This is a genomic window from Pseudomonas sp. Irchel 3H7 (assembly GCF_900187605.1).
Lineage (GTDB): Bacteria > Pseudomonadota > Gammaproteobacteria > Pseudomonadales > Pseudomonadaceae > Aquipseudomonas.
In genome coordinates this window covers 84,001-101,960 of record NZ_FYEA01000012.1, presented here as the reverse complement: position 1 = coordinate 101,960, position 17,960 = coordinate 84,001, and the positions used below count along the sequence as shown (strand labels likewise).

Genomic DNA, 17,960 nt, shown 5'->3' with positions numbered 1-17,960 from the left:
TCTAATAGATATTCACATGCTTCGTTGACGGAATAAGAGCTTGCATTTAAAACCTCTAGTAACCCTCGTCGCAAATGCCTTCGAGCTATTTTTAGGATGCCGGAAAAGCATATGGATCTTCGCCAGTTGCGTTACTTCATCGCCCTCAACGAACACCGCAGTTTTGTCCGTGCGGCGGACGCAATGGGCATCACTCAACCGGCGTTCAGTCGCAGTATTCAGGGGTTGGAGCAGGAGTTCGGCTGCGTGCTGGTGGATCGCGGCAACAAGGATTTGCGCCCCACGCCTGAAGGTCAGGTGGTGCTGCAGCACGCCCTGAGCCTGGTGCAGGGCGCGGCGCTGCTCAGTGCCGAAGTGACGCAGATGACCAAGCTCGATGCCGGCGAGGTGCACTTCGGTTGCGGTCCGGCGCCGGCGGTGAAATTGGTGCCGGACGCGGTGGCGCAATTCATCAACGCGCACCCGAAAGTGCGCACCTGTTTTCAGGTGGATAACTGGGAAAAACTCAGTCGCGCGTTGAGCCGTGAAGAGATCGAGTTCTTTATCGCCGACATTCGTCATTTCGAGTCGGATCCGAACTTCCAGACCCAGGCACTGACGCCCAAGCGTGGGGTGTTTTTCTGCCGGCCGGGGCATCCGTTATTGGCCAAGGAAAGCCTGTCGACCAACGACATGTTCGACTACCCGCTGGCGACCACGCTGATCCCGCCGGGAATTCGCAAATTGCTGGCGAACCTCAGCGGCCGCATCGATTTTTCCCCGACCATCGAGACCGAGCACTTTCCGGCGCTGGTGAAAGTGGTGCTGCAATCGAATGCGATTGGCGTGGGCACGGAGGAGGCGTTTGTCGAGGACATTGCCAAGGGTTCGCTGGTGTTGCTGCACTGGCGCAATCTGCCGCAGAACCTGGAGAGCATGAATGCGCGCTGCGGGATTGTCAGTCGTACCGGGTTTCGGCTGTCGCCGGCGGCACGGGCGATGATCGAGACGTTGGTGGCGGTGGACCGGCAGGAAGTCAGCGTCGCCGTTTAAAGGGTTCGTTCCCACGCAGAGCGTGGGAACGATCGGTGTACGTTAGAGCTTGGCTGCTGCCAACTCAGGCGCCACCCAATCGGTGACCTTGAACGACTTGCGAATCAGCTTCTGCTGCGCCGCCAGATCCACCTTGTCCTGCAAGCTGCCGAGGAACACCGGATCCAGTGTCGACGGGAACACTTCGCTCAATTTCTGATCCTGCAGATCCTGCGTCAGGATCACCGGTGGATAACTGGCCAAACCCGAGACCAGTTGCACGTAAGCCGCCTTGTTGCTGTCCTCGGTCAGCCACTCAACCGCCTGCTGCTGCGCCTTGAGCAATTTCGCCACCGCTTCCGGGTGCGCGTCGACAAACTTGCCCGTGCCGACCAGTACCGACTGCACGCTGCCTGCGCCACCGAGATCCTTGGTGTTCAGCGGCAACTCGGCCAGCCCCTTGGCCTGCAATGCGGTCAACCCGGAGCTGCCCCATGACGCATCGATCTGCTTGGCTGCCAACGCCGCGACCGCAGCATTGAAATCCAGATTGATCACTTTCAGATCCTTCTCGCTCAGACCCTGACTGGCCAGCGCCGCATCAAACGACAACTGGGTTGCCGTGCCTCGGAAGATCGCCACGCGTTTGCCTTTCAGATCCTGCAGAGTCTTGATCCCTGACCCCGGCACCACGCCCAGATACTGTTTTACCCCACGCGCACTGGCGCTGAGCAAACGCGTATCCAGGCCATTGGACTTGCCGATGATTGCCGCCAGATCGCCCAGATACGCCAGATCAACCTGACCATTGGCAAACGCCTCGTTGATCACCGGCCCGGCACCTTTGAAGAAACTCCACTGAATCTTGATGCCCTGATCGGCGAAGGCTTTTTCAAAAATCTGTTGATCGCGCAGCACATCGACCACCCCGCCGCCGCTGTGCTGGGTGCCGGCGCTCAGGTCGGGCACGGCGATTCTGATTTCCTTGAGTTCGTCGGCATGCGCGGTGAACGCCAGCAAGCCCGCCAGAGCAGGCACGGCAAACAGACTGAAAACACGTTTGAAGGGGAGGTTCATGGGTGCAGCTCCTTGATCACGACGGGCGTTGAGGAGCCGAAAGTAGGCCGAATGCACACCTTCGCTTAAATACTATAAACGCACATTTTTATAGCTTTTAACGCTAAGCGAGCAGTAGCGCGGCTTGCAGCGGCGTATGCATTAACAGCATCGAAAATATTCTTCGAATGCATTGGATGCGTGTGGGTTGGAAGCCTTAAATGGCGCTGCTTATCTCTAAAACTAACTTATTGACGATTATTTATAACTATTAGCTCTTAGTTAATACCGCGAGAGTTCGCAGCCTTCGGCAGCTCCTACAGGGGTCAATTCAAGGACGCATTCCCCCGTAGCAGCTGCCGAAGGCTGCGATCTTTTGATCTTGAGCCAACCCGACAACGGAGGTCACCCATGGCCCGCCAATCCTTGCTCAGTCTCCCCCTGCCCGCGCCGCCGCTGAAAAGCCGCCGTAGCTGGCCAAGCGTGAACCAGCGCCTGTTGCCATGGCTGCTGCCGCTTGGCTTGTTCGCCCTATGGTGGCTGGCCGCGCGCAACGAATGGATGAGCGAGCAGATACTGCCCGCGCCTTCGCTGGTGTGGAACAGCGCTGTCGAGTTGTCGCAAGGCGAGTTATGGAGCCACTTGTGGATCAGTTTGCAGCGTTTGTTCTGGGGTCTGCTCGCGGGGGTTTCTGCGGGTGCATTGCTCGGTGCAGCGCTGGGATTCAGTCGTCGTCTTGAACGTTTGATCTTCCCCACCTTCGCTGGACTTTCGCAAATACCGACGCTGGCGTGGATCCCGCTGTTCATGGTGTTTTTCGGCATCGGCGAAGTGCTGAAACTGGTGGTGCTGATCAAAGCGATCGTGGTGCCGGTGACCCTGCACACACTGGTCGGCGTAAGAGATGCACAGCCAAAATTGCGTGAAGCCGCCGCCGTTTTGCGCCTGCCGCCACGCCTGCTGATTCGTCGCCTGGTATTGCCCGCCGCCCTCCCCGCGTTCATGGCTGGCGTGCGTCTGGCACTGGCCGCAGGGTGGACCTCATTACTGGCCGTCGAACTGCTGGCCTCCAGTGAAGGCATTGGCTACCTGATGGTCTGGGCGCGACAACTGTTCATGCTCGACATCGTGTTCGTCTGCATCGTCGTCATCGGTTTGATCGGCGTGGCGATGGATCGCGGTATCGGTCTGCTGGACAAAAAACTGGTGCACTGGCCGCACCCGGCCACCGCCGAAATTCGTCGCGGCCCGCGTTATGAAGGCTGGCAGCGGCTGCAACCATGGCTGCTACCGCTGAGCTTGTTGGCTCTGTGGCAATTGGCAAACGAACTGCAGTGGGTCGATGCCAACATTCTGGTCAGCCCGCTGGCCGTTTTGAGCACGGCATGGGCTGGCGTGCTCGATGGCACGTTGATCAGCGGCATGGCGCTCAGCCTCGGTCGCACCCTCGGCGGTTTGCTGTTGGGTGGTGGACTCGGTTTCGCCTTCGGCTTGCTGCTGGGCTTGTCGCGCACCAGCGAACGCCTGCTCGGCCCGACCCTCGCGGCCATCCGCCAGATCGCCATTTTCGCCTGGGTGCCCCTGCTTACCGCGTGGTTCGGTCTCGGCGAACTGGCCAAGTGGGTGTTCGTCGCCCTCGCCGCGTTCTTTCCGCTGTTTATCGCCACGCAACGCAGCGTCGCCAACCTCTCACCACAACTCAACGAAGCCGCACAAGTGTTGCGCCTGAGCCTCGGCCAACGCCTGCGCCGACTCGTGCTGCCGGGCGCCGCGCCGGGGATTTTTGCAGGCCTCAGACTGAGCCTGATCTACGCCTGGCTCGGCACCATCGGCGCTGAATATTTCATGCCGTCCAACGGCGGCATCGGCAGCCAGATGATCGGCGCACAACAACTGCTGCGTATGGACCTGATCATGGCCGGCATGCTTTTCGTCGGTCTCACCGGCGCCCTGCTCAACCTCATTGGCCAACGCCTGGAAATTCGCGCGACCCGCTGGAGACACGCATGAACGCACCGATTGTCAGCTTCAACCACGTAGGCAAATCCTTTGACGTCGACGGTTTCGAACTGGAGGCGATTCGCGAATTCAACCTCGACATTGCCGAGGGCGAATTCGTCGCCATTGTCGGCTCCAGCGGCTGTGGCAAATCGACGTTGCTGCGTTTGTTGGTGGGTCTTGATACGCAGTTTCGCGGGCAGATCACCGTCGATGGCAAAGCCGTCAGCGGCATCGGCGGCGAGCGCGGCATTGTCTTCCAGGAACACCGTTTATTCCCGTGGCTGACCGTCGCCGACAACATCGGCCTCGGCCTGGTCAACGAGCCGCTGAGCGCTGCACAAAAGCAAAAACGCATCGACGATTTCATCGATCTGGTCGGCCTGCGCGACTTCACCCGCGCCTATCCGCACCAACTCTCCGGCGGCATGGCGCAGCGCGTGGCGATTGCTCGTGGCCTCGTCGCCAGCCCACGAATTCTGCTGCTCGACGAACCGTTCGGCGCGCTTGATGCGCTGACCCGCCAGCAAATGCAGGACGAGCTGTTGGCGATCCGCGCCCGCGCAAAAATCACCACGATTCTCGTTACCCACGACGTCGAGGAAGCGATCTTCCTCGCCGACCGCGTGGTGGTCATGGAGCCGCGTCCGGGGCGGATCAAACAAGTGGTCGACATCGCCCTGCCGCACCCGCGCCAGCGCAGCAGTTTCGACTTCCATCAGTTGCGTGAAGAACTACTGCACGAACTGACCAGTGATGACCATTACCAACCGAGCGTGCCGGTGCAGATCCGCGATCTGCCGCTGACGTTCATTGCCTGCTGAACAGGAGTTTTGCGATGCCGCAACGTCCCAACTTTCTGGTGATTCTGGCCGACGATCTAGGCTTCTCCGACATCGGTGCGTTCGGCGGCGAAATCGCCACGCCGCATCTCGACGCTTTGGCCAACAACGGCCTGCGCCTGACCGATTTTCATACTGCACCGACCTGCTCGCCGACCCGCTCGATGCTGCTGACCGGCACCGACCACCACATCGCAGGGATCGGCACCATGGCCGAAACGCTGACGCCGGAACTGATCGGTAAACCGGGTTATGAGGGCTATCTCAACGATCGCGTGGTGGCGCTGCCGGAGTTGCTGCGCGAGGCCGGTTATCAAACCTTGATGAGTGGCAAATGGCACTTGGGTTTGAAGGCTGAATTGGCGCCCCATGCGCGAGGTTTCGAGCGTTCGTTTTCGCTGCTGCCGGGCGCGGCCAACCATTACGGTTTCGAGCCAACCTACGATGAGCAAACACCCGGCCTGCTGAAATCCACTCCGGCGCTGTACATCGAGGACGATACGTTTCTCGACGAATTGCCGAAGGATTTCTATTCCTCCGATGCCTTCGGCGACAAGTTGCTGCAGTACCTCAAGGAACGTGACCAGACCCGGCCTTTCTTCGCTTACCTACCGTTCTCCGCGCCGCACTGGCCGTTGCAGGCACCCGCCGAGATCGTCGAGAAATACCGTGGCCGCTACGATGCGGGCCCTGAAGTGTTGCGCCTGGAACGCCTGGAAAAACTCAAAGCCCTCGGTCTGATCGAGGCGGACGTCGAACCGCATCCACTGATTCAGTTGACCCAGCAGTGGGACGCATTGAGCGACGAGCAAAAGCAGATTTCCGCGCGGGCCATGGAGGTCTACGCGGCGATGGTCGAACGCATGGACTGGAACATCGGTCGGGTCGTCGATTACCTGCGCCAGCAAGGGCAGCTCGATAACACGTTCATCCTGTTCATGTCTGACAACGGTGCCGAAGGTGCGCTGCTGGAAGCGTTTCCGAAGTTCGGTCCGGAATTGGTGACATACCTCAGCCAGCATTACGACAACAGCCTCGACAACATTGGTCGGGCCAATTCATATGTCTGGTACGGGCCGAACTGGGCGCAGGTGGCGACCGCGCCATCGCGGTTGTTCAAGGCGTTTACCACGGAAGGCGGGATTCGCGTGCCGGCGCTGTTGCACTATCCGCAATTGGCGATCAAAGGGCAGATCAGCCATGGTTTCGGCACGGTGATGGACATCACGCCGACGATTCTCGATCTGGCCGGCGTGCGTCATCCGGGCAAGCTGTGGCACGGCAAATCGGTGGCGCCGTTGCGTGGTAAATCGTGGTTGGGATTCTTGTCCGGCGAGACTGCGCAGGTGCATGACGAGCACACGGTGACGGGGTGGGAATTGTTCGGGCGTCGGGCGATTCGCCAGGGGTCGTGGAAAGCGGTGTGGATTCCCGGGCCTATCGGGCCGGCGACCTGGCAGCTGTATGATTTGAGTAATGATCCGGGGGAGATTCATGATCTGGCGCTGAGTCAGCCGGAGAAGCTCAGCGCGTTGATCGGGCATTGGCAGCAGTATGTCGAGGAGACTGGGGTGATCTTGAGTGAGTCGCCGTTTCAGCCGGATTGAGGGCAAGGTCAAAAGCCCCTCACCCTAACCCTCTCCCGGAGGGAGAGGGGACTGACCGAGGTGTCTTTCGTCAAACATCGACCTGAAAAATCGGGTCGATTATGGATTCGACAAAGCTCTTTCACTTCGGTGTAACTCCTCAATATCCCCGGGTCGGTCCCCTCTCCCTATGGGCGGTCCGACGTTTCGGGAGGGCTAGGGTGAGGGCAACTCGTCAGGCCTCCACCGCCTCACCAGACACCGCAACTTCATCCCGACGAACAAACCGGTTCGCCCGCCCAAACGTGCCAAAATCATTAAACCGCACGCCCATCTCACGCATCACCTTATGCGCCACCGGCACAGTCATCTGACGGATGTAAAACGGCTCCTTCACCACAAAATGATGAATCCCGTGGCTGCTGCCAAAATTGAAGCAGAACGCCTGCAACGGCCACAACCACCAAGGGTTCAGCACCTGACACTGCTGCAGCACATTACCCAACTCGACATCGCCGTAGTAATGCATGTTCGAGCTGATGAAGTGCAGACAAAAGGTGCGCAACACATTCGGACCGATAATCACCACAGCAGCGATATCGATCACCTGCATCACCGACAATGTGGTCGCTGACCATTCGATCGGCGAGCCCAGCAGATAAGCGATGCCATTGGCCGCATGAAAACCGAGAAACACATACCACGCGCCCCAATGCACCAGCGCCAGCGGCGCGTAGACCTTCAACGTGCGCTTGATGATGCTGAACTTATGCGCCCAGGTCTTGGCCCGCAGCATGCGGATGAATGCCGACATCACGTTGTCGCCGACCATCAGCAAGCGCGCAAAACCCCACGGCTCGCCGTTGGTGATCGCGCGTTCTTCCATGTCGGTTTCAGTGCCGGAGACCTTGTGGTGATTGAGGTGCAGATGCCGACGAATCCACGGATTGATCGTACTCGGCCGCGCCAGCCACACCAGGCCCATCATCAGGTTGTGCGGCACGCGCTGTTTGCGGAAATACATGCTGTGGATCAGGTCGTGCTCCAGCTCATGGGTCAGCGACGCGAAAAACGCATTGAGCAGCAGGCAAACCCACCACGCCATGTGGCCGCTGATGTACAGCGCCGCCGAACCCATCATCCCGATCAGGGCAAACGCCAGAATCCCCGCACCCAGCGCATCCTGATGCTTGAGAATCGGGTAGCGCTCGCGCAGTTCGACGCCTTTGGCCAGCACCACTTGGCGAATATGCGCTGATCGCTGGGCCGCTTTGTGTCGTTGGGGACTTGCAGAAGTACCGTCCATGCTTCCATCCTCGGGTCTATGATGTTCGCATCGTGCCTCGCCAAGGCTTCAATTGCGGTAGCCAAGAACGCCAACCTGTTGACCGGAAGCGCCAATCAGCATGAAGGAACCGACCTCCCTCGCCAGCTGGACCCGTGCCTTGCGCAAGCAACTCGACGCGCTGGGACTGGACAGCATTGCCCTGTGCCAGCAGGCCGGGCTCGATCCGAATTTGATGGACGACCCCAACGCACGCTATCCGCTGTCCGGCACTACGCGCCTGTGGGAAATTGCCGTGCAGGTCAGCGGCGACCCGGCGATTGGTTTGCGCGTGTCGCGGTTCGTCAGCCCGACCACGTTCCATGCCCTCGGTTATGCGCTGGTGGCCAGCGGCAGTTTGCGCGAGGTGTTCGAGCGCATCGTGCGTTATCACCCGGTGGTCAGCGATGCGCTGGAACTGGAACTGAGCCGCAGCGACGACCGCTATCAATTCCGTCTGAAGATTCCGTCAGGCAATCCGGCGCCAGCCTTCGAAGCCATCGACGCGTTCACCGCGATCTACGTGCGCACCTGCCGCAATCGCCTCGGCCGCGACTACGCACCGCTGGCGGTTTACCTGCGACGCCCGGAACCGAGCGATGTGCACCAATGGCACAAAGTCTTCCGCGCCCCGGTGCATTTCGGCTGTGCCGAGGATCGTCTGGAGTTCGCCCTCGCCGATTTCGACAGCCACCTCGACGACGCCAACCCGGAACTTGCCGAACACAATGAGGCAGTGCTCAAACGCACCATGGCTCAGCTCCAGCCGTTGACCTGGGAGCGCAAGGTGCGCGATGCCATTGAAGAACAACTGCCGGAAGGTGAACCCAGTGCAGAACGGATTGCCCAGGCGTTGCACCTGAGTTTGCGCAGCCTGCAAAGGCATCTGGCGGATGAGGGTTGTCGCTTCGACACATTGCTCAATGAGAGCCGCGAAAATCTGGCGCTGCTGCACCTGCGCGATCCGCAGTGTTCGTTGAGTGAGGTGAGTTATCTGCTCGGGTTTGCCGACACCAGTAGTTTCAGCCGTGCTTTCAAGCGCTGGACGGGGATGACGCCGGGGCAGTTTCGCGATGGCTTGCGCTGATCGTCAGCCTTTAGCCAGACTGCGTTCCATACCAGATGACCATTGTTCGATCATCGCAGCACCCATCGCGGCGAACGCCGGATGACTGGCGCCGTACTCCGCCATTTCGCCCATTGCCACCTGCATACCGTTAGCGACTTGCTGCAGTAATTCATTGCAACGCGCCTCCGTCAGATTGCAGGCCGTACGACCGAACCGCATCAGCATTTTGTGCTTGGGCCAAGCCTTCGAGCCACCCAAGAGCAACGCCATACTGTCGTTCTTTATGTAGACCGATGTGGTGATGATGTCGTATGCGGGCGCGAGTCTGATTGTCGATTCCTCGCCGCAGCTTTCGTAAAGCACGCCGAAGTTTTTGAGATGAGCGTCGCCGTTTTTCACGCCTGCGGACAAAGCCACAATCTTGAAAAATGCTTCCAGCGCCAGATTGAGCAATGCAGGCGAAACAAACGCTTTGATCTGCCGGGCCGCGCCTTCGTAAGAGCCGTCGTATTTGGCTTTCGACGGCCAACCGTTGAGTACGCAGAAGTCCTCAAAACCCAGGTAGCCCGTAGCGCTCAAATCAAAGCGCTCGATAACCAGAAACCTGCCATGTTCGCTGAGCTCGAAGTTCGGCACGTCTAGCCCGCAGTGTTGCGCGGCACGCATGCAGAAGTATTCGTTGGTCGCCAAATGCGGATATTCATCAGCCCGAAAAGCTTTGACCAAATGGGTCGATCCCCGATGCGTCAGACGATCAATCGCAGCCGCACTGTCACGTACCAGCACTTTAGGCTGCACCCCAGACACTCCGGAATACTGGCCATAGGTTTGCAACAGATCCTCGAACAAGCCTTGCGCACCATCGTGCACCAGCAGATCGGCCAGCGACGTTTCAGGCGGGCGATCCGTCATCGATGGGCTGGCAATGGATAACCGACCGAGCTGATAGGGGCCGACAATGGCCAGCAATGCAAAGTCATCGAAGCCGCGAACCGCTTTGCTGAAACGCCGAACCAACTCATCACGAAGGGCGCCTTCGGGCAGATTCATCTCGAAAACCGGATGAATGCCATGCTCCCAAAGATAACTCTCCAGCCGGGACGGCATTGTCAGTGACACGGCATTTCCAGCACTGGTTTCTTCGCGGTAACTGAAGACGCTGTCGACTCGATCTTGCCCGCGCGCCAACGTTCCCACCGCTTGCCCGCCGACACAGACATTTAATCGATCTGACGACTCAGTCATGGAAGTTGACCTTTTGCAGCGTATCGAGTGTCGGTCGACGGGACTGACGCGGAACCGCAGTCAGCTCATAGCCAAACCCGTTGAGGATCGCTTCGACTTTGCGCAGGCCGATTTCCGAAATAGTGTTGTTTTCGATCCCCGAAATCGTCGCGCGGCTCATTCCGTATTGCTGAGCCAGTGCCTGCTGGGTCATTTTGTTCGCCTTGCGCAGGGCTTTGATCAACTCGCCAAGCTGTTCCATAGGGCTTCCTGCATCAAATATGGTGCAAATTTAGATATATGTTTAATTTGCATCGCATTTGATGCACTCACTGAACAAGATTAGCCTAGTTCCCAGTGATCACGAAGCAATCACTTGCTCACCACAAACCCCAGCTCAAAAACAGTGCCGTCAGCATCACTACTCACCCGCACCTGTCCCCCATGCAACTGCATGATCGACTGCACGATCGCCAGCCCCAAGCCACCCGAATCCCCCGGCTCTGCCCGTGAAGGATCGACGCGGTAGAAGCGGTCGAACAGTCTGCTCAGATGTTCATGCGCAATCGCCGGGCCATGGTTGTGCACTTGCAACCAGCACTCACCCGACTCGTCGCGGCGACGCAGACTGATCACCGATCCTTGATCGGCATGACGCACGGCATTGGCCAACAGATTGCCGAGCGCCCGTTGCAACAGTTGCTGATCGGCAAGCAGTTCACCGTGCAGTTGATTGTCCAGCCGCACGTCACGGTCATCCGCCAAGGCTTCAAAGTAATCACACAGCTCACCGCCAACGCTGTGCAAATCCAGGATTTGCAAATTCAGCGCCCGCTCGGCCTGCTCGGCACGGGCGAGGAACATCAGGTTTTCCGCCATGCGCTTGAGCCGTTCGAACTCTTCCATGTTCGAGGCCAGGACTTCCTGATACTCCGCCGTGCTGCGCGGATGATTCAGCGCCTGACCGTTACTCGCCAACAAGGTGTGTAGCGGCGTGCGGATTTCGTGGGCGAGGTCGGCGGAGAACTGCGACAGGCGCTGCACGCTATCGTCCAGCCGCGCGAGCATGCCGTTGAGCGCCTGCACCGGTTCAAGCAATTCTGCCGGCGTGCCATTGGCAGGCAGGCGTTGATCAAGGCTACGCAGATCGATGCCGCGCACCGCTTCGCTCAACTGCCGCAACGGTTGCAGGCCCCGGCGCAGCAAGAGCAAGCCCAAGGCAAAAGCGAGCAACGCGCCCAGTCCAACCGACAGGTACAAGCGCATGCGATAGCTGCCGAGCATCTGCTCGCGCTCGCTCAACACTTTGCCGGCGATGACCGTCAACGGCTCGCCGTTCGGCCCTTGCGCTTCGCCGGATAACAGCGCCAGTTCAGCACCGTCCGGCGCTTGCCACGTGAGTACATCGGGACGCTTTGGCGTTTGCTCGCGGGGGATGGCGTTCAGCGCGGGCAAATCGCGTTGACGGGGATTGATCGCGATCACGCTCGATCCGTTGGCACGGCGCACCAGCAACAGACTGTCGAGATTGCCGAGCATGTTTTGATACAGCCGTGGCCGTGCCTGCAAGGCATCGAGGCTGTCGCTGTCGGCGAGCAAGGCGCGCACTTGCTCCAGTCGACCGAGCAACGCGAGGTCGTCGCGGTAGGCGATTTCCGAGGCCAGCGAGCGGTAGAGAAACACGCCAATCGTGCTCAGTACCAAGGCGCAAACAATGGCGAACGCCAGCGCCAGTCGCCAGGCGATCGACTTAGAGCGCATCGTCCGGCGCTTCCAGTTGATAACCGACACCGCGCACGGTGTGGATAAGTTTCGGCATGTACGGATCATCGACTTTCGAACGCAAACGCCGCACGGCGACTTCGACCATGTTGGTGTCGCTGTCAAAATTCAGGTTCCACACCTGCGAGGCGATCAGCGTGCGCGACAGCACTTCGCCCTGACGGCTGGCGAGCAATTGCAACAAGGCGAACTCCTTGTTGGTCAGGGCAATGCGCTGGCCGCCGCGACTGACACGGCGGCGCAACACATCGATTTCCAGATCGGCGATGGTGTACGACTCGGCTTCGCGCATCGGCCCGCGCCGTAGCAACGTGCGTACCCGTGCGAGCAGTTCGGCGAAGGCGAAGGGCTTGAGCAAGTAATCGTCAGCGCCCAGTTCGAGGCCGCGCACGCGGTCTTCAATGGCGTCCTTGGCGGTCAGGAACAATACCGGCGTGGCGCCGCGCTGGCGGATCAGCTGCAGCAATTGCCAGCCGTTGAGCCCGGGGAGCATCACGTCGAGGATGATCAGGTCATATTCCTGTTGCTCGATAAAGTAACGGCCATCGAGGCCATTGAGCGCCACGTCCACGGCAAAACCCGACTCGCCCAAGCCTTTGGCGAGGAAATTCGCGGTTTTGGCTTCATCTTCTACGACCAGCAAACGCATGGCACACCTCGATTGATCAGGCGTACAGGCTAGGCGCCTTCGCCGGCGTTGCCCATTACAAACTTGTAATCAGACTGACGAGGTTCTGACGAAGGACGGCGATTAAGGTGACGACCTTCGCTTTTGGAGCCTGTCCATGACCGTCAAATACCTTGTAGCCAGCCTGGCCCTCGGCCTCAGTGCCAGCGTGTTCGCAGGCCCGGAACTGCCGCGTCACGCCGATCTCGACCTGAAAACCGCACGGCTGCTCGCCGACACGGCAATGGCCAACTGCACCGGCACGGTGTCGGTGCTCGATCGGGGCGGCAATCTGTTGGTGACCCTGCGCGGCGACGGTGTCGGCCCGCACAACACGGCTGCCAGCCAACGCAAGGCCTACACCGCGCTGTCGACCAAAACCGCCACGCGGCTATTTGCCGAACGCGCTCGCAGCAATCCGCAAACCGCCAACCTCAACACTCTCGACGAACTGCTGCTGCTTGGCGGCGGGATTCCGCTGTTCGCCGCTGATGAACTGGTCGGTGCGATAGGCGTGGCCGGTTCCGGCGGCGAGCAAGACGAAAACTGTGCGATCAAGGCGGCCGAAAAAACCGGTCTGGCCGCTACCCGTTCCCAATAAGGAGTTCCATCCATGACGACTTTGCGCATGACCCTTGCCGCGCTCGGCCTGAGCGCTTTTTCCAGCCTGGCCCTGGCTGCCGGCAACCCGCTGAGCGTGCACGTGCTCAACCTGGAAAACGGCCTGCCGTCGCCGGGCATTAACGTGACCCTGGAAAAACACGTCGGCGAGAACTGGCAGCCTCTTGCTCAAGGCACGACCAATGAACAAGGGCGGATTGCCGAACTGTTCCCGGCCAAACAGCCTTTTGAAGCGGGTGAATACCGTGTGGTGTTCAAAACCGGCGAGTACTTCAAGAAGGTCAAGCACGACACGTTCTTCCCGGAAATTCCGGTGATTTTTGAAGTGAAGCAAACCGATCAGCATTACCACATCCCGCTGCTGCTCAGCCCGTACGGTTTCTCGACCTATCGCGGTTCGTAAAATCAACACAGATCCCCTGTAGGAGTGAGCCTGCTCGCGATAGCGGTATGTCAGTCACCCATTGGCTAACTGATAGATGGCTATCGCGAGCAGGCTCACTCCTACAGGTCTGTGCTTTGCTCCAGATATCACGAACACCAAAAAAACCTGTGGGAGCCTGGCTTGCCAGCGATGGCGTCCGTACAGCAGACATCGATGTCGGCTGATGCACCGCTATCGCTGGCAAGCCAGCTCCCACAGGGGCTGGGGTGCATTGTCAGATCGTGGCCAGGGCGCGCAATCGCGCGGGGTCGAGGATTTCGATCTCGCCATACCCAAGCCCGATAATCCCCTGCCCCTGCAAATCCTTGAGGATCTGGTTGGTGGTCTGCCGCGACAGCGACAGCATCGATGCCAACTGCTCCTGCGGCAGTTGCAGTACACGACGCGGCGCGTCGAGTTCGCCGTAGCCCTCGGCGATCATCAGCAAGCGATGGGCCAGACGCGCCGGCGCTGGCAGCAGGCTCAGTTGTTCGAGGTTGATGAAGGCCAGGCGCAGTTTGTGGCTCATCAGCAGCGCCAGATGCCGCCAATACACCGGATGTTCGTCGAGCAGTTTCAGCAACGTCGCCTGCGGAATATTCAGCAACGTGCACGGCCCGACTGCGTAGGCGTCATGGGTACGCGGCTGACCATCGAACAGGCAGATCTCGCCGAACCAGTGCGGCGCTTCCACCAGACTCAACAACGCCTCCTTGCCCTGCTCGCTCACCGCACCGATGCGCACGGCGCCATCGAGCACTGCGTACAAACCGCACGGCGCATCGCCGCGCTGGAACAAGCGCTGCCCCGCCGTCAGCCGCCGCTCTCGCGCTGCCGCCAGCAAGCTATCCTGAAAGGAAACCGGCAGATGACTGAACCACTGGCCACTCATCAGCCGCGAACGTATTTGCATAAACACTCCTGGATTGTCGCCTGCCTGACAGAGCGAACCCTGATCCCGAGGGATGATGCGATCAACCCTACCGGAGGAACAACAATGAAAAGCCTCGTCGACCACCTCAGTCAATACGCCGCCTACCACCGTGATCCGCGCAACATCGCCAGCCACTTTATCGGCATTCCGCTGATTGTGGTGGCGGTGGCGGTTTTGTTGTCGCGTCCGCAATGGTCGCTGGGTGGCTTGTGGATATCTCCAGCCGTTGTCGTGGCGCTGGCCTCGGCGTGGTTTTACCTGCGCCTGGAAGTGAAGCTCGGGGTGTTGATGACCGTGCTGATGGGTTTATCCGTCTGGGCCGGGCATGTGTTGGCGCAGCAGAGCACCATGGTCTGGCTGAGCAGCGGCCTGGCGATGTTTGTGGTGGGCTGGGTGATCCAGTTTGTCGGGCATCACTATGAAGGGCGCAAACCGGCGTTTGTCGATGACGTCAGCGGGCTGATTGTCGGGCCGTTGTTTGTGGTGGCCGAGTTGGCGTTCATGCTCGGGATGCGGCATGAATTGAAAGAGCAGATCGAAGCGCGGGCGGGGGTGGTGCAGGTCAATCCGAACAAAAAAGCGGCGGCTTAGGCCGCTTGAAAGATCGCAGCCTACGGCAGCTCCTACAGTGGGTTTGGTCGATCACAAAATGTGTGACCAACCGAAACCCCTGTAGGAGCTGCCGCAGGCTGCGATCTTTTGGTCTTAGAGGCTTGCGACTTTCTGCCAGACCTTCGGCTTGAAGAACAGGGTCTCACCCTTGGCCAAGCCGATCAGGCTGTCGTGGTCTTTCACCACTTCGGCCTCGATCAAATCCGTCTGGCCCTCAACCTTCAGCGTCACCCGCGTGGTCGCGCCCAACGGGCGGATGTCACGGACTTCAGCCGCATGGTGATCCTCCAGCTCATGCCTGGACAACGAAACTTCATGCGGGCGGAACAGCACGTGGTTGTCGTCGCTCAACAGCAAGCGGTTCGAATCGCCGAGGAAGTGATAAACGAAATCGCTGGCCGGGTTTTCGTAAACGTCGCCCGGTGAGCCGATCTGCTCGATCACGCCCTTGTTCATCACCACGATACGGTCGGCGACTTCCATCGCCTCTTCTTGGTCGTGGGTCACGAACACCGAGGTCAGGTTGATGTCTTCGTGCAACCGCGCCAGCCAGCGGCGCAGCTCTTTACGCACCTTGGCATCGAGGGCGCCGAACGGCTCATCGAGCAGAAGCACTTTTGGCTCGACCGCCAAGGCACGGGCCAAAGCGATACGTTGACGCTGACCACCGGACAACTGCTCCGGATAACGATCCGACAGCCAATCCAGCTGCACCATGTTCAGCAGTTCATGCACCTTGGTCGCGATCTGGCTTTCGCTCGGGCGCTGGTTTTTCGGCTTCATGCGCAGACCGAACGCGACGTTATCGAACACGGTCATGTGGCGGAACAAGGCGTAGTGCTGGAACACGAAACCGACGTTGCGATCGCGCACATCGTGGCCGGAGACGTCTTCGCCGTGGAAGACGATGTTGCCGTTATCCGGGGTTTCCAGGCCGGCAATAATGCGCAGCAAGGTGGTCTTGCCGCAGCCCGACGGGCCGAGCAACGCCACCAGCTCACCGCTGTGGATATCCAGACTGATGTTGTCCAGCGCCTTGAACGCGTTGAAATTCTTGCTGACGTTACGCACTTCGATCGACATGAATTATTCCTCCGCGGCGCTGGCGCGCAGGCGGTTGATACGGTTTTCGCTCCACTGCTTGAGCAGCAGGATGAAGAGCGCCAGGATCAGCAACAGGCTCGCCACAGCGAACGCGGCCACGTGGTTGTATTCGTTGTAGAGGATCTCGACGTGCAGCGGCAAGGTGTTGGTCACCCCGCGAATGTGCCCGGAGACTACCGACACCGCACCGAACTCACCCATGGCCCGCGCCGTACACAGCACCACGCCATAGATCAGGCCCCATTTGATATTGGGGACGGTGACGTGCCAGAACATCTGCCAGCCGTTAGCGCCGAGCAGACGCGCGGCTTCCTCTTCCTGCGTGCCTTGTTCCTGCATCAACGGAATCAGTTCACGGGCCACGAACGGCACGGTGACGAAAATCGTTGCCAGCACGATGCCCGGCAGGGCGAAGACGATCTGGATGTCGTGATCCTGCAGCCACGGACCGAACAAGCCTTGTGCGCCGAACATCAGCACGTAGACCAGACCGGCGATCACCGGCGATACCGAGAACGGCAGGTCGATCAGCGTCACCAGCATGCTCTTGCCACGGAACGAGTATTTGCTCACGCACCACGCCGCACTGACGCCGAATACCAGGTTCAGCGGTACCGAAATCAGCACGGCGAACACGGTGAGTTTCAGTGCCGAAAGCGCGTCCGGCTCAAAGATCGCGGTGAAGAAAGCGCCGAGGCCATTCTTCAAACCCTGCGATACGACGATGAACAACGGCAGCAGCAGAAACAGGAAAAAGATCAGCCAGCCCAGGCCGATCAGGATTCTGCGCGAAGTGGCGCTGCCACGGCGTGCAGCGTTGGCCGAAGAGGCGGCCGCAATAGACGATTGGGACATGTTCGCGCCTCCTTATGGGGTTTCGATGCGCCGCTGCAGCAAGTTGATCAGCAGCAACAGGACGAAGGAAACCACCAGCATCAACACGCCGATGGCGGTGGCGCCGGTGTAATCGTATTGGTCGAGTTTGACCATGATCAGCAGCGGCAGGATCTCGGTTTTCATCGGCATGTTGCCGGCGATGAAAATCACCGAGCCGTACTCGCCGACGCCACGCGCGAACGCCAGGGCAAAACCGGTCAGCCAGGCGGGCAGGAGTGCCGGAACCAGAATGTGGCGAAACACCTGCCATGGCTTCGCACCGAGGCACGCCGCCGCTTCTTCGACTTCTCGAGGAATATCGGCCAGCACCGGCTGCACCGTGCGCACCACGAACGGCAGGGTTACGAAGGTCAGCGCCAGGGTGATACCCAGCGGAGTGTAGGCGATCTTGAAACCGAGATCGGCAGCGAACTGGCCGACCAGCCCTGCCGGTGCATACAGCGCGGTCAGCGCGATACCGGCCACCGCTGTCGGCAGGGCGAACGGCAGATCGATCATCGCGTCGATCACCTTGCGCCCCGGGAAGGTGTAGCGCACCAGCACCCAGGCCAGCAGCGTGCCGATGATGCCGTTGATGATCGCCGCACACAGCGCGGTGCCGAAGCTCAGCTTCAACGCGGCCAGCACCCGTGGTGCGGAAATGATCGTCCAGAACTGATCCCAGGTGAGTTGGGCGGCGTGGACGAACATCGCCGCCAGCGGGATAAGCACAATCAGGCTGAGGTACACCAAGGTGTAGCCCAGCGTCAGCCCGAAGCCGGGTATGACGGGGGAGATACGACGCGACATAAAAGTCCTTGGTTAAAAAA

18 protein-coding genes are annotated in these 17,960 nt (G+C 59.6%); 8 read left to right on the top strand and 10 right to left on the bottom strand.

Annotated features, from left to right (window positions below; all coding sequences use genetic code 11):
* The first annotated feature begins 111 nt into the window (after positions 1 to 111).
* Positions 112 to 1,032 (top strand): LysR family transcriptional regulator, encoded by a 921-nt coding sequence (locus CKW38_RS22495; protein WP_007917649.1) that lies wholly within the window; start codon positions 112 to 114, stop codon positions 1,030 to 1,032.
* A gap of 42 nt (positions 1,033 to 1,074) precedes the next feature.
* Here CKW38_RS22495 and CKW38_RS22490 read toward each other — a convergent pair whose 3' ends face one another.
* Positions 1,075 to 2,088 (bottom strand): ABC transporter substrate-binding protein, encoded by a 1,014-nt coding sequence (locus tag CKW38_RS22490; protein ID WP_095113907.1) that lies wholly within the window; start codon positions 2,086 to 2,088, stop codon positions 1,075 to 1,077.
* A gap of 390 nt (positions 2,089 to 2,478) precedes the next feature.
* Here CKW38_RS22490 and CKW38_RS22485 point away from each other — a divergent pair, with 390 nt between their 5' ends.
* The 3 genes from CKW38_RS22485 to CKW38_RS22475 are packed head-to-tail and all read left to right on the top strand — an operon-like array spanning position 2,479 to position 6,514.
* A complete protein-coding gene (locus CKW38_RS22485) occupies positions 2,479 to 4,077 on the top strand; it encodes an ABC transporter permease (protein ID WP_095113906.1) in 1,599 nt (532 codons plus the stop codon).
* Positions 4,074 to 4,889 carry an ABC transporter ATP-binding protein gene (locus tag CKW38_RS22480; protein ID WP_007917657.1) on the top strand — a complete coding sequence of 272 codons (816 nt, stop codon included), beginning with the start codon at positions 4,074 to 4,076 and terminating at the stop codon, positions 4,887 to 4,889. Before CKW38_RS22485 ends, CKW38_RS22480 begins: the two co-directional genes overlap by 4 nt.
* 14 nt (positions 4,890 to 4,903) lie before the next feature.
* Positions 4,904 to 6,514: an arylsulfatase gene (locus CKW38_RS22475; protein WP_095113905.1), complete on the top strand. Its 1,611-nt coding sequence runs from the start codon at positions 4,904 to 4,906 to the stop codon at positions 6,512 to 6,514.
* Between the two features lie 214 nt (positions 6,515 to 6,728).
* On the opposite strand, the gene CKW38_RS22470 is transcribed toward CKW38_RS22475, so the two are convergent.
* Positions 6,729 to 7,799, bottom strand: coding sequence for a fatty acid desaturase (locus CKW38_RS22470; RefSeq protein ID WP_095113904.1), 1,071 nt, complete (start codon positions 7,797 to 7,799; stop codon positions 6,729 to 6,731).
* A 100-nt stretch (positions 7,800 to 7,899) separates the two neighbouring features.
* On the opposite strand from CKW38_RS22470, the gene CKW38_RS22465 reads away from it, so the two are divergent.
* Positions 7,900 to 8,904: an AraC family transcriptional regulator gene (locus CKW38_RS22465; RefSeq protein WP_095113903.1), complete on the top strand. Its 1,005-nt coding sequence runs from the start codon at positions 7,900 to 7,902 to the stop codon at positions 8,902 to 8,904.
* A gap of 3 nt (positions 8,905 to 8,907) precedes the next feature.
* Here the strand turns inward: CKW38_RS22465 and CKW38_RS22460 are convergent, their stop codons facing one another.
* The 4 genes from CKW38_RS22460 to CKW38_RS22445 all read right to left on the bottom strand — a co-directional run bounded on the left by CKW38_RS22460 (position 8,908) and on the right by CKW38_RS22445 (position 12,541).
* Positions 8,908 to 10,131 carry a type II toxin-antitoxin system HipA family toxin gene (locus tag CKW38_RS22460; RefSeq protein ID WP_007917665.1) on the bottom strand — a complete coding sequence of 408 codons (1,224 nt, stop codon included), beginning with the start codon at positions 10,129 to 10,131 and terminating at the stop codon, positions 8,908 to 8,910.
* The gene (locus tag CKW38_RS22455) at positions 10,124 to 10,372 is read right to left on the bottom strand and encodes a helix-turn-helix domain-containing protein (RefSeq protein WP_007917667.1); all 249 of its coding nucleotides are present in this window, start codon (positions 10,370 to 10,372) and stop codon (positions 10,124 to 10,126) included. Before CKW38_RS22455 ends, CKW38_RS22460 begins: the two co-directional genes overlap by 8 nt.
* Before the next feature lie 110 nt (positions 10,373 to 10,482).
* A complete protein-coding gene (locus CKW38_RS22450) occupies positions 10,483 to 11,871 on the bottom strand; it encodes a heavy metal sensor histidine kinase (protein WP_095113902.1) in 1,389 nt (462 codons plus the stop codon).
* Positions 11,861 to 12,541, bottom strand: coding sequence for a heavy metal response regulator transcription factor (locus CKW38_RS22445; protein ID WP_038367211.1), 681 nt, complete (start codon positions 12,539 to 12,541; stop codon positions 11,861 to 11,863). The genes CKW38_RS22450 and CKW38_RS22445 overlap by 11 nt, the downstream gene beginning before the upstream one ends.
* Positions 12,542 to 12,677: 136 nt before the next feature.
* On the opposite strand from CKW38_RS22445, the gene CKW38_RS22440 reads away from it, so the two are divergent.
* Positions 12,678 to 13,160 carry a heme-binding protein gene (locus CKW38_RS22440; RefSeq protein ID WP_095113901.1) on the top strand — a complete coding sequence of 161 codons (483 nt, stop codon included), beginning with the start codon at positions 12,678 to 12,680 and terminating at the stop codon, positions 13,158 to 13,160.
* A gap of 12 nt (positions 13,161 to 13,172) precedes the next feature.
* Positions 13,173 to 13,583: a hydroxyisourate hydrolase gene (uraH, locus tag CKW38_RS22435; RefSeq protein WP_095113900.1), complete on the top strand. Its 411-nt coding sequence runs from the start codon at positions 13,173 to 13,175 to the stop codon at positions 13,581 to 13,583.
* A gap of 256 nt (positions 13,584 to 13,839) precedes the next feature.
* Here the strand turns inward: uraH and CKW38_RS22430 are convergent, their stop codons facing one another.
* Positions 13,840 to 14,517, bottom strand: a complete 678-nt coding sequence (locus CKW38_RS22430; protein WP_095113899.1) for a Crp/Fnr family transcriptional regulator — start codon at positions 14,515 to 14,517, stop codon at positions 13,840 to 13,842.
* Positions 14,518 to 14,601: 84 nt separating this feature from the next.
* Between CKW38_RS22430 and CKW38_RS22425 the strand changes: the two genes are divergently transcribed.
* Positions 14,602 to 15,129 carry a DUF962 domain-containing protein gene (locus CKW38_RS22425; protein ID WP_007917677.1) on the top strand — a complete coding sequence of 176 codons (528 nt, stop codon included), beginning with the start codon at positions 14,602 to 14,604 and terminating at the stop codon, positions 15,127 to 15,129.
* A 114-nt stretch (positions 15,130 to 15,243) separates the two neighbouring features.
* On the opposite strand, the gene CKW38_RS22420 is transcribed toward CKW38_RS22425, so the two are convergent.
* From CKW38_RS22420 to cysT, 3 genes are read right to left on the bottom strand one after another with little or no spacing between them, the layout of a single operon-like run.
* Positions 15,244 to 16,233, bottom strand: coding sequence for a sulfate/molybdate ABC transporter ATP-binding protein (locus CKW38_RS22420; RefSeq protein ID WP_095113898.1), 990 nt, complete (start codon positions 16,231 to 16,233; stop codon positions 15,244 to 15,246).
* A 3-nt stretch (positions 16,234 to 16,236) separates the two neighbouring features.
* Entirely contained in the window at positions 16,237 to 17,109 is an 873-nt protein-coding gene (cysW, locus tag CKW38_RS22415) for a sulfate ABC transporter permease subunit CysW (protein ID WP_007917679.1), read from the bottom strand.
* 12 nt (positions 17,110 to 17,121) lie between these two features.
* The gene (gene cysT / locus CKW38_RS22410) at positions 17,122 to 17,940 is read right to left on the bottom strand and encodes a sulfate ABC transporter permease subunit CysT (RefSeq protein ID WP_007917680.1); all 819 of its coding nucleotides are present in this window, start codon (positions 17,938 to 17,940) and stop codon (positions 17,122 to 17,124) included.
* Between the last annotated feature and the right edge of the window lie 20 nt (positions 17,941 to 17,960).

Bases quoted from the DNA above. Each gene is read 5' to 3' on its own strand.
- CKW38_RS22495 (WP_007917649.1), top strand. From the start codon at position 112: ATGGATCTTCGCCAGTTGCGTTACTTCATCGCCCTCAACGAACACCGC.
- CKW38_RS22490 (WP_095113907.1), bottom strand. From the start codon at position 2,088: ATGAACCTCCCCTTCAAACGTGTTTTCAGTCTGTTTGCCGTGCCTGCT.
- CKW38_RS22485 (WP_095113906.1), top strand. From the start codon at position 2,479: ATGGCCCGCCAATCCTTGCTCAGTCTCCCCCTGCCCGCGCCGCCGCTG.
- CKW38_RS22480 (WP_007917657.1), top strand. From the start codon at position 4,074: ATGAACGCACCGATTGTCAGCTTCAACCACGTAGGCAAATCCTTTGAC.
- CKW38_RS22475 (WP_095113905.1), top strand. From the start codon at position 4,904: ATGCCGCAACGTCCCAACTTTCTGGTGATTCTGGCCGACGATCTAGGC.
- CKW38_RS22470 (WP_095113904.1), bottom strand. From the start codon at position 7,799: ATGGACGGTACTTCTGCAAGTCCCCAACGACACAAAGCGGCCCAGCGA.
- CKW38_RS22465 (WP_095113903.1), top strand. From the start codon at position 7,900: ATGAAGGAACCGACCTCCCTCGCCAGCTGGACCCGTGCCTTGCGCAAG.
- CKW38_RS22460 (WP_007917665.1), bottom strand. From the start codon at position 10,131: ATGACTGAGTCGTCAGATCGATTAAATGTCTGTGTCGGCGGGCAAGCG.
- CKW38_RS22455 (WP_007917667.1), bottom strand. From the start codon at position 10,372: ATGGAACAGCTTGGCGAGTTGATCAAAGCCCTGCGCAAGGCGAACAAA.
- CKW38_RS22450 (WP_095113902.1), bottom strand. From the start codon at position 11,871: ATGCGCTCTAAGTCGATCGCCTGGCGACTGGCGCTGGCGTTCGCCATT.
- CKW38_RS22445 (WP_038367211.1), bottom strand. From the start codon at position 12,541: ATGCGTTTGCTGGTCGTAGAAGATGAAGCCAAAACCGCGAATTTCCTC.
- CKW38_RS22440 (WP_095113901.1), top strand. From the start codon at position 12,678: ATGACCGTCAAATACCTTGTAGCCAGCCTGGCCCTCGGCCTCAGTGCC.
- uraH (WP_095113900.1), top strand. From the start codon at position 13,173: ATGACGACTTTGCGCATGACCCTTGCCGCGCTCGGCCTGAGCGCTTTT.
- CKW38_RS22430 (WP_095113899.1), bottom strand. From the start codon at position 14,517: ATGCAAATACGTTCGCGGCTGATGAGTGGCCAGTGGTTCAGTCATCTG.
- CKW38_RS22425 (WP_007917677.1), top strand. From the start codon at position 14,602: ATGAAAAGCCTCGTCGACCACCTCAGTCAATACGCCGCCTACCACCGT.
- CKW38_RS22420 (WP_095113898.1), bottom strand. From the start codon at position 16,233: ATGTCGATCGAAGTGCGTAACGTCAGCAAGAATTTCAACGCGTTCAAG.
- cysW (WP_007917679.1), bottom strand. From the start codon at position 17,109: ATGTCCCAATCGTCTATTGCGGCCGCCTCTTCGGCCAACGCTGCACGC.
- cysT (WP_007917680.1), bottom strand. From the start codon at position 17,940: ATGTCGCGTCGTATCTCCCCCGTCATACCCGGCTTCGGGCTGACGCTG.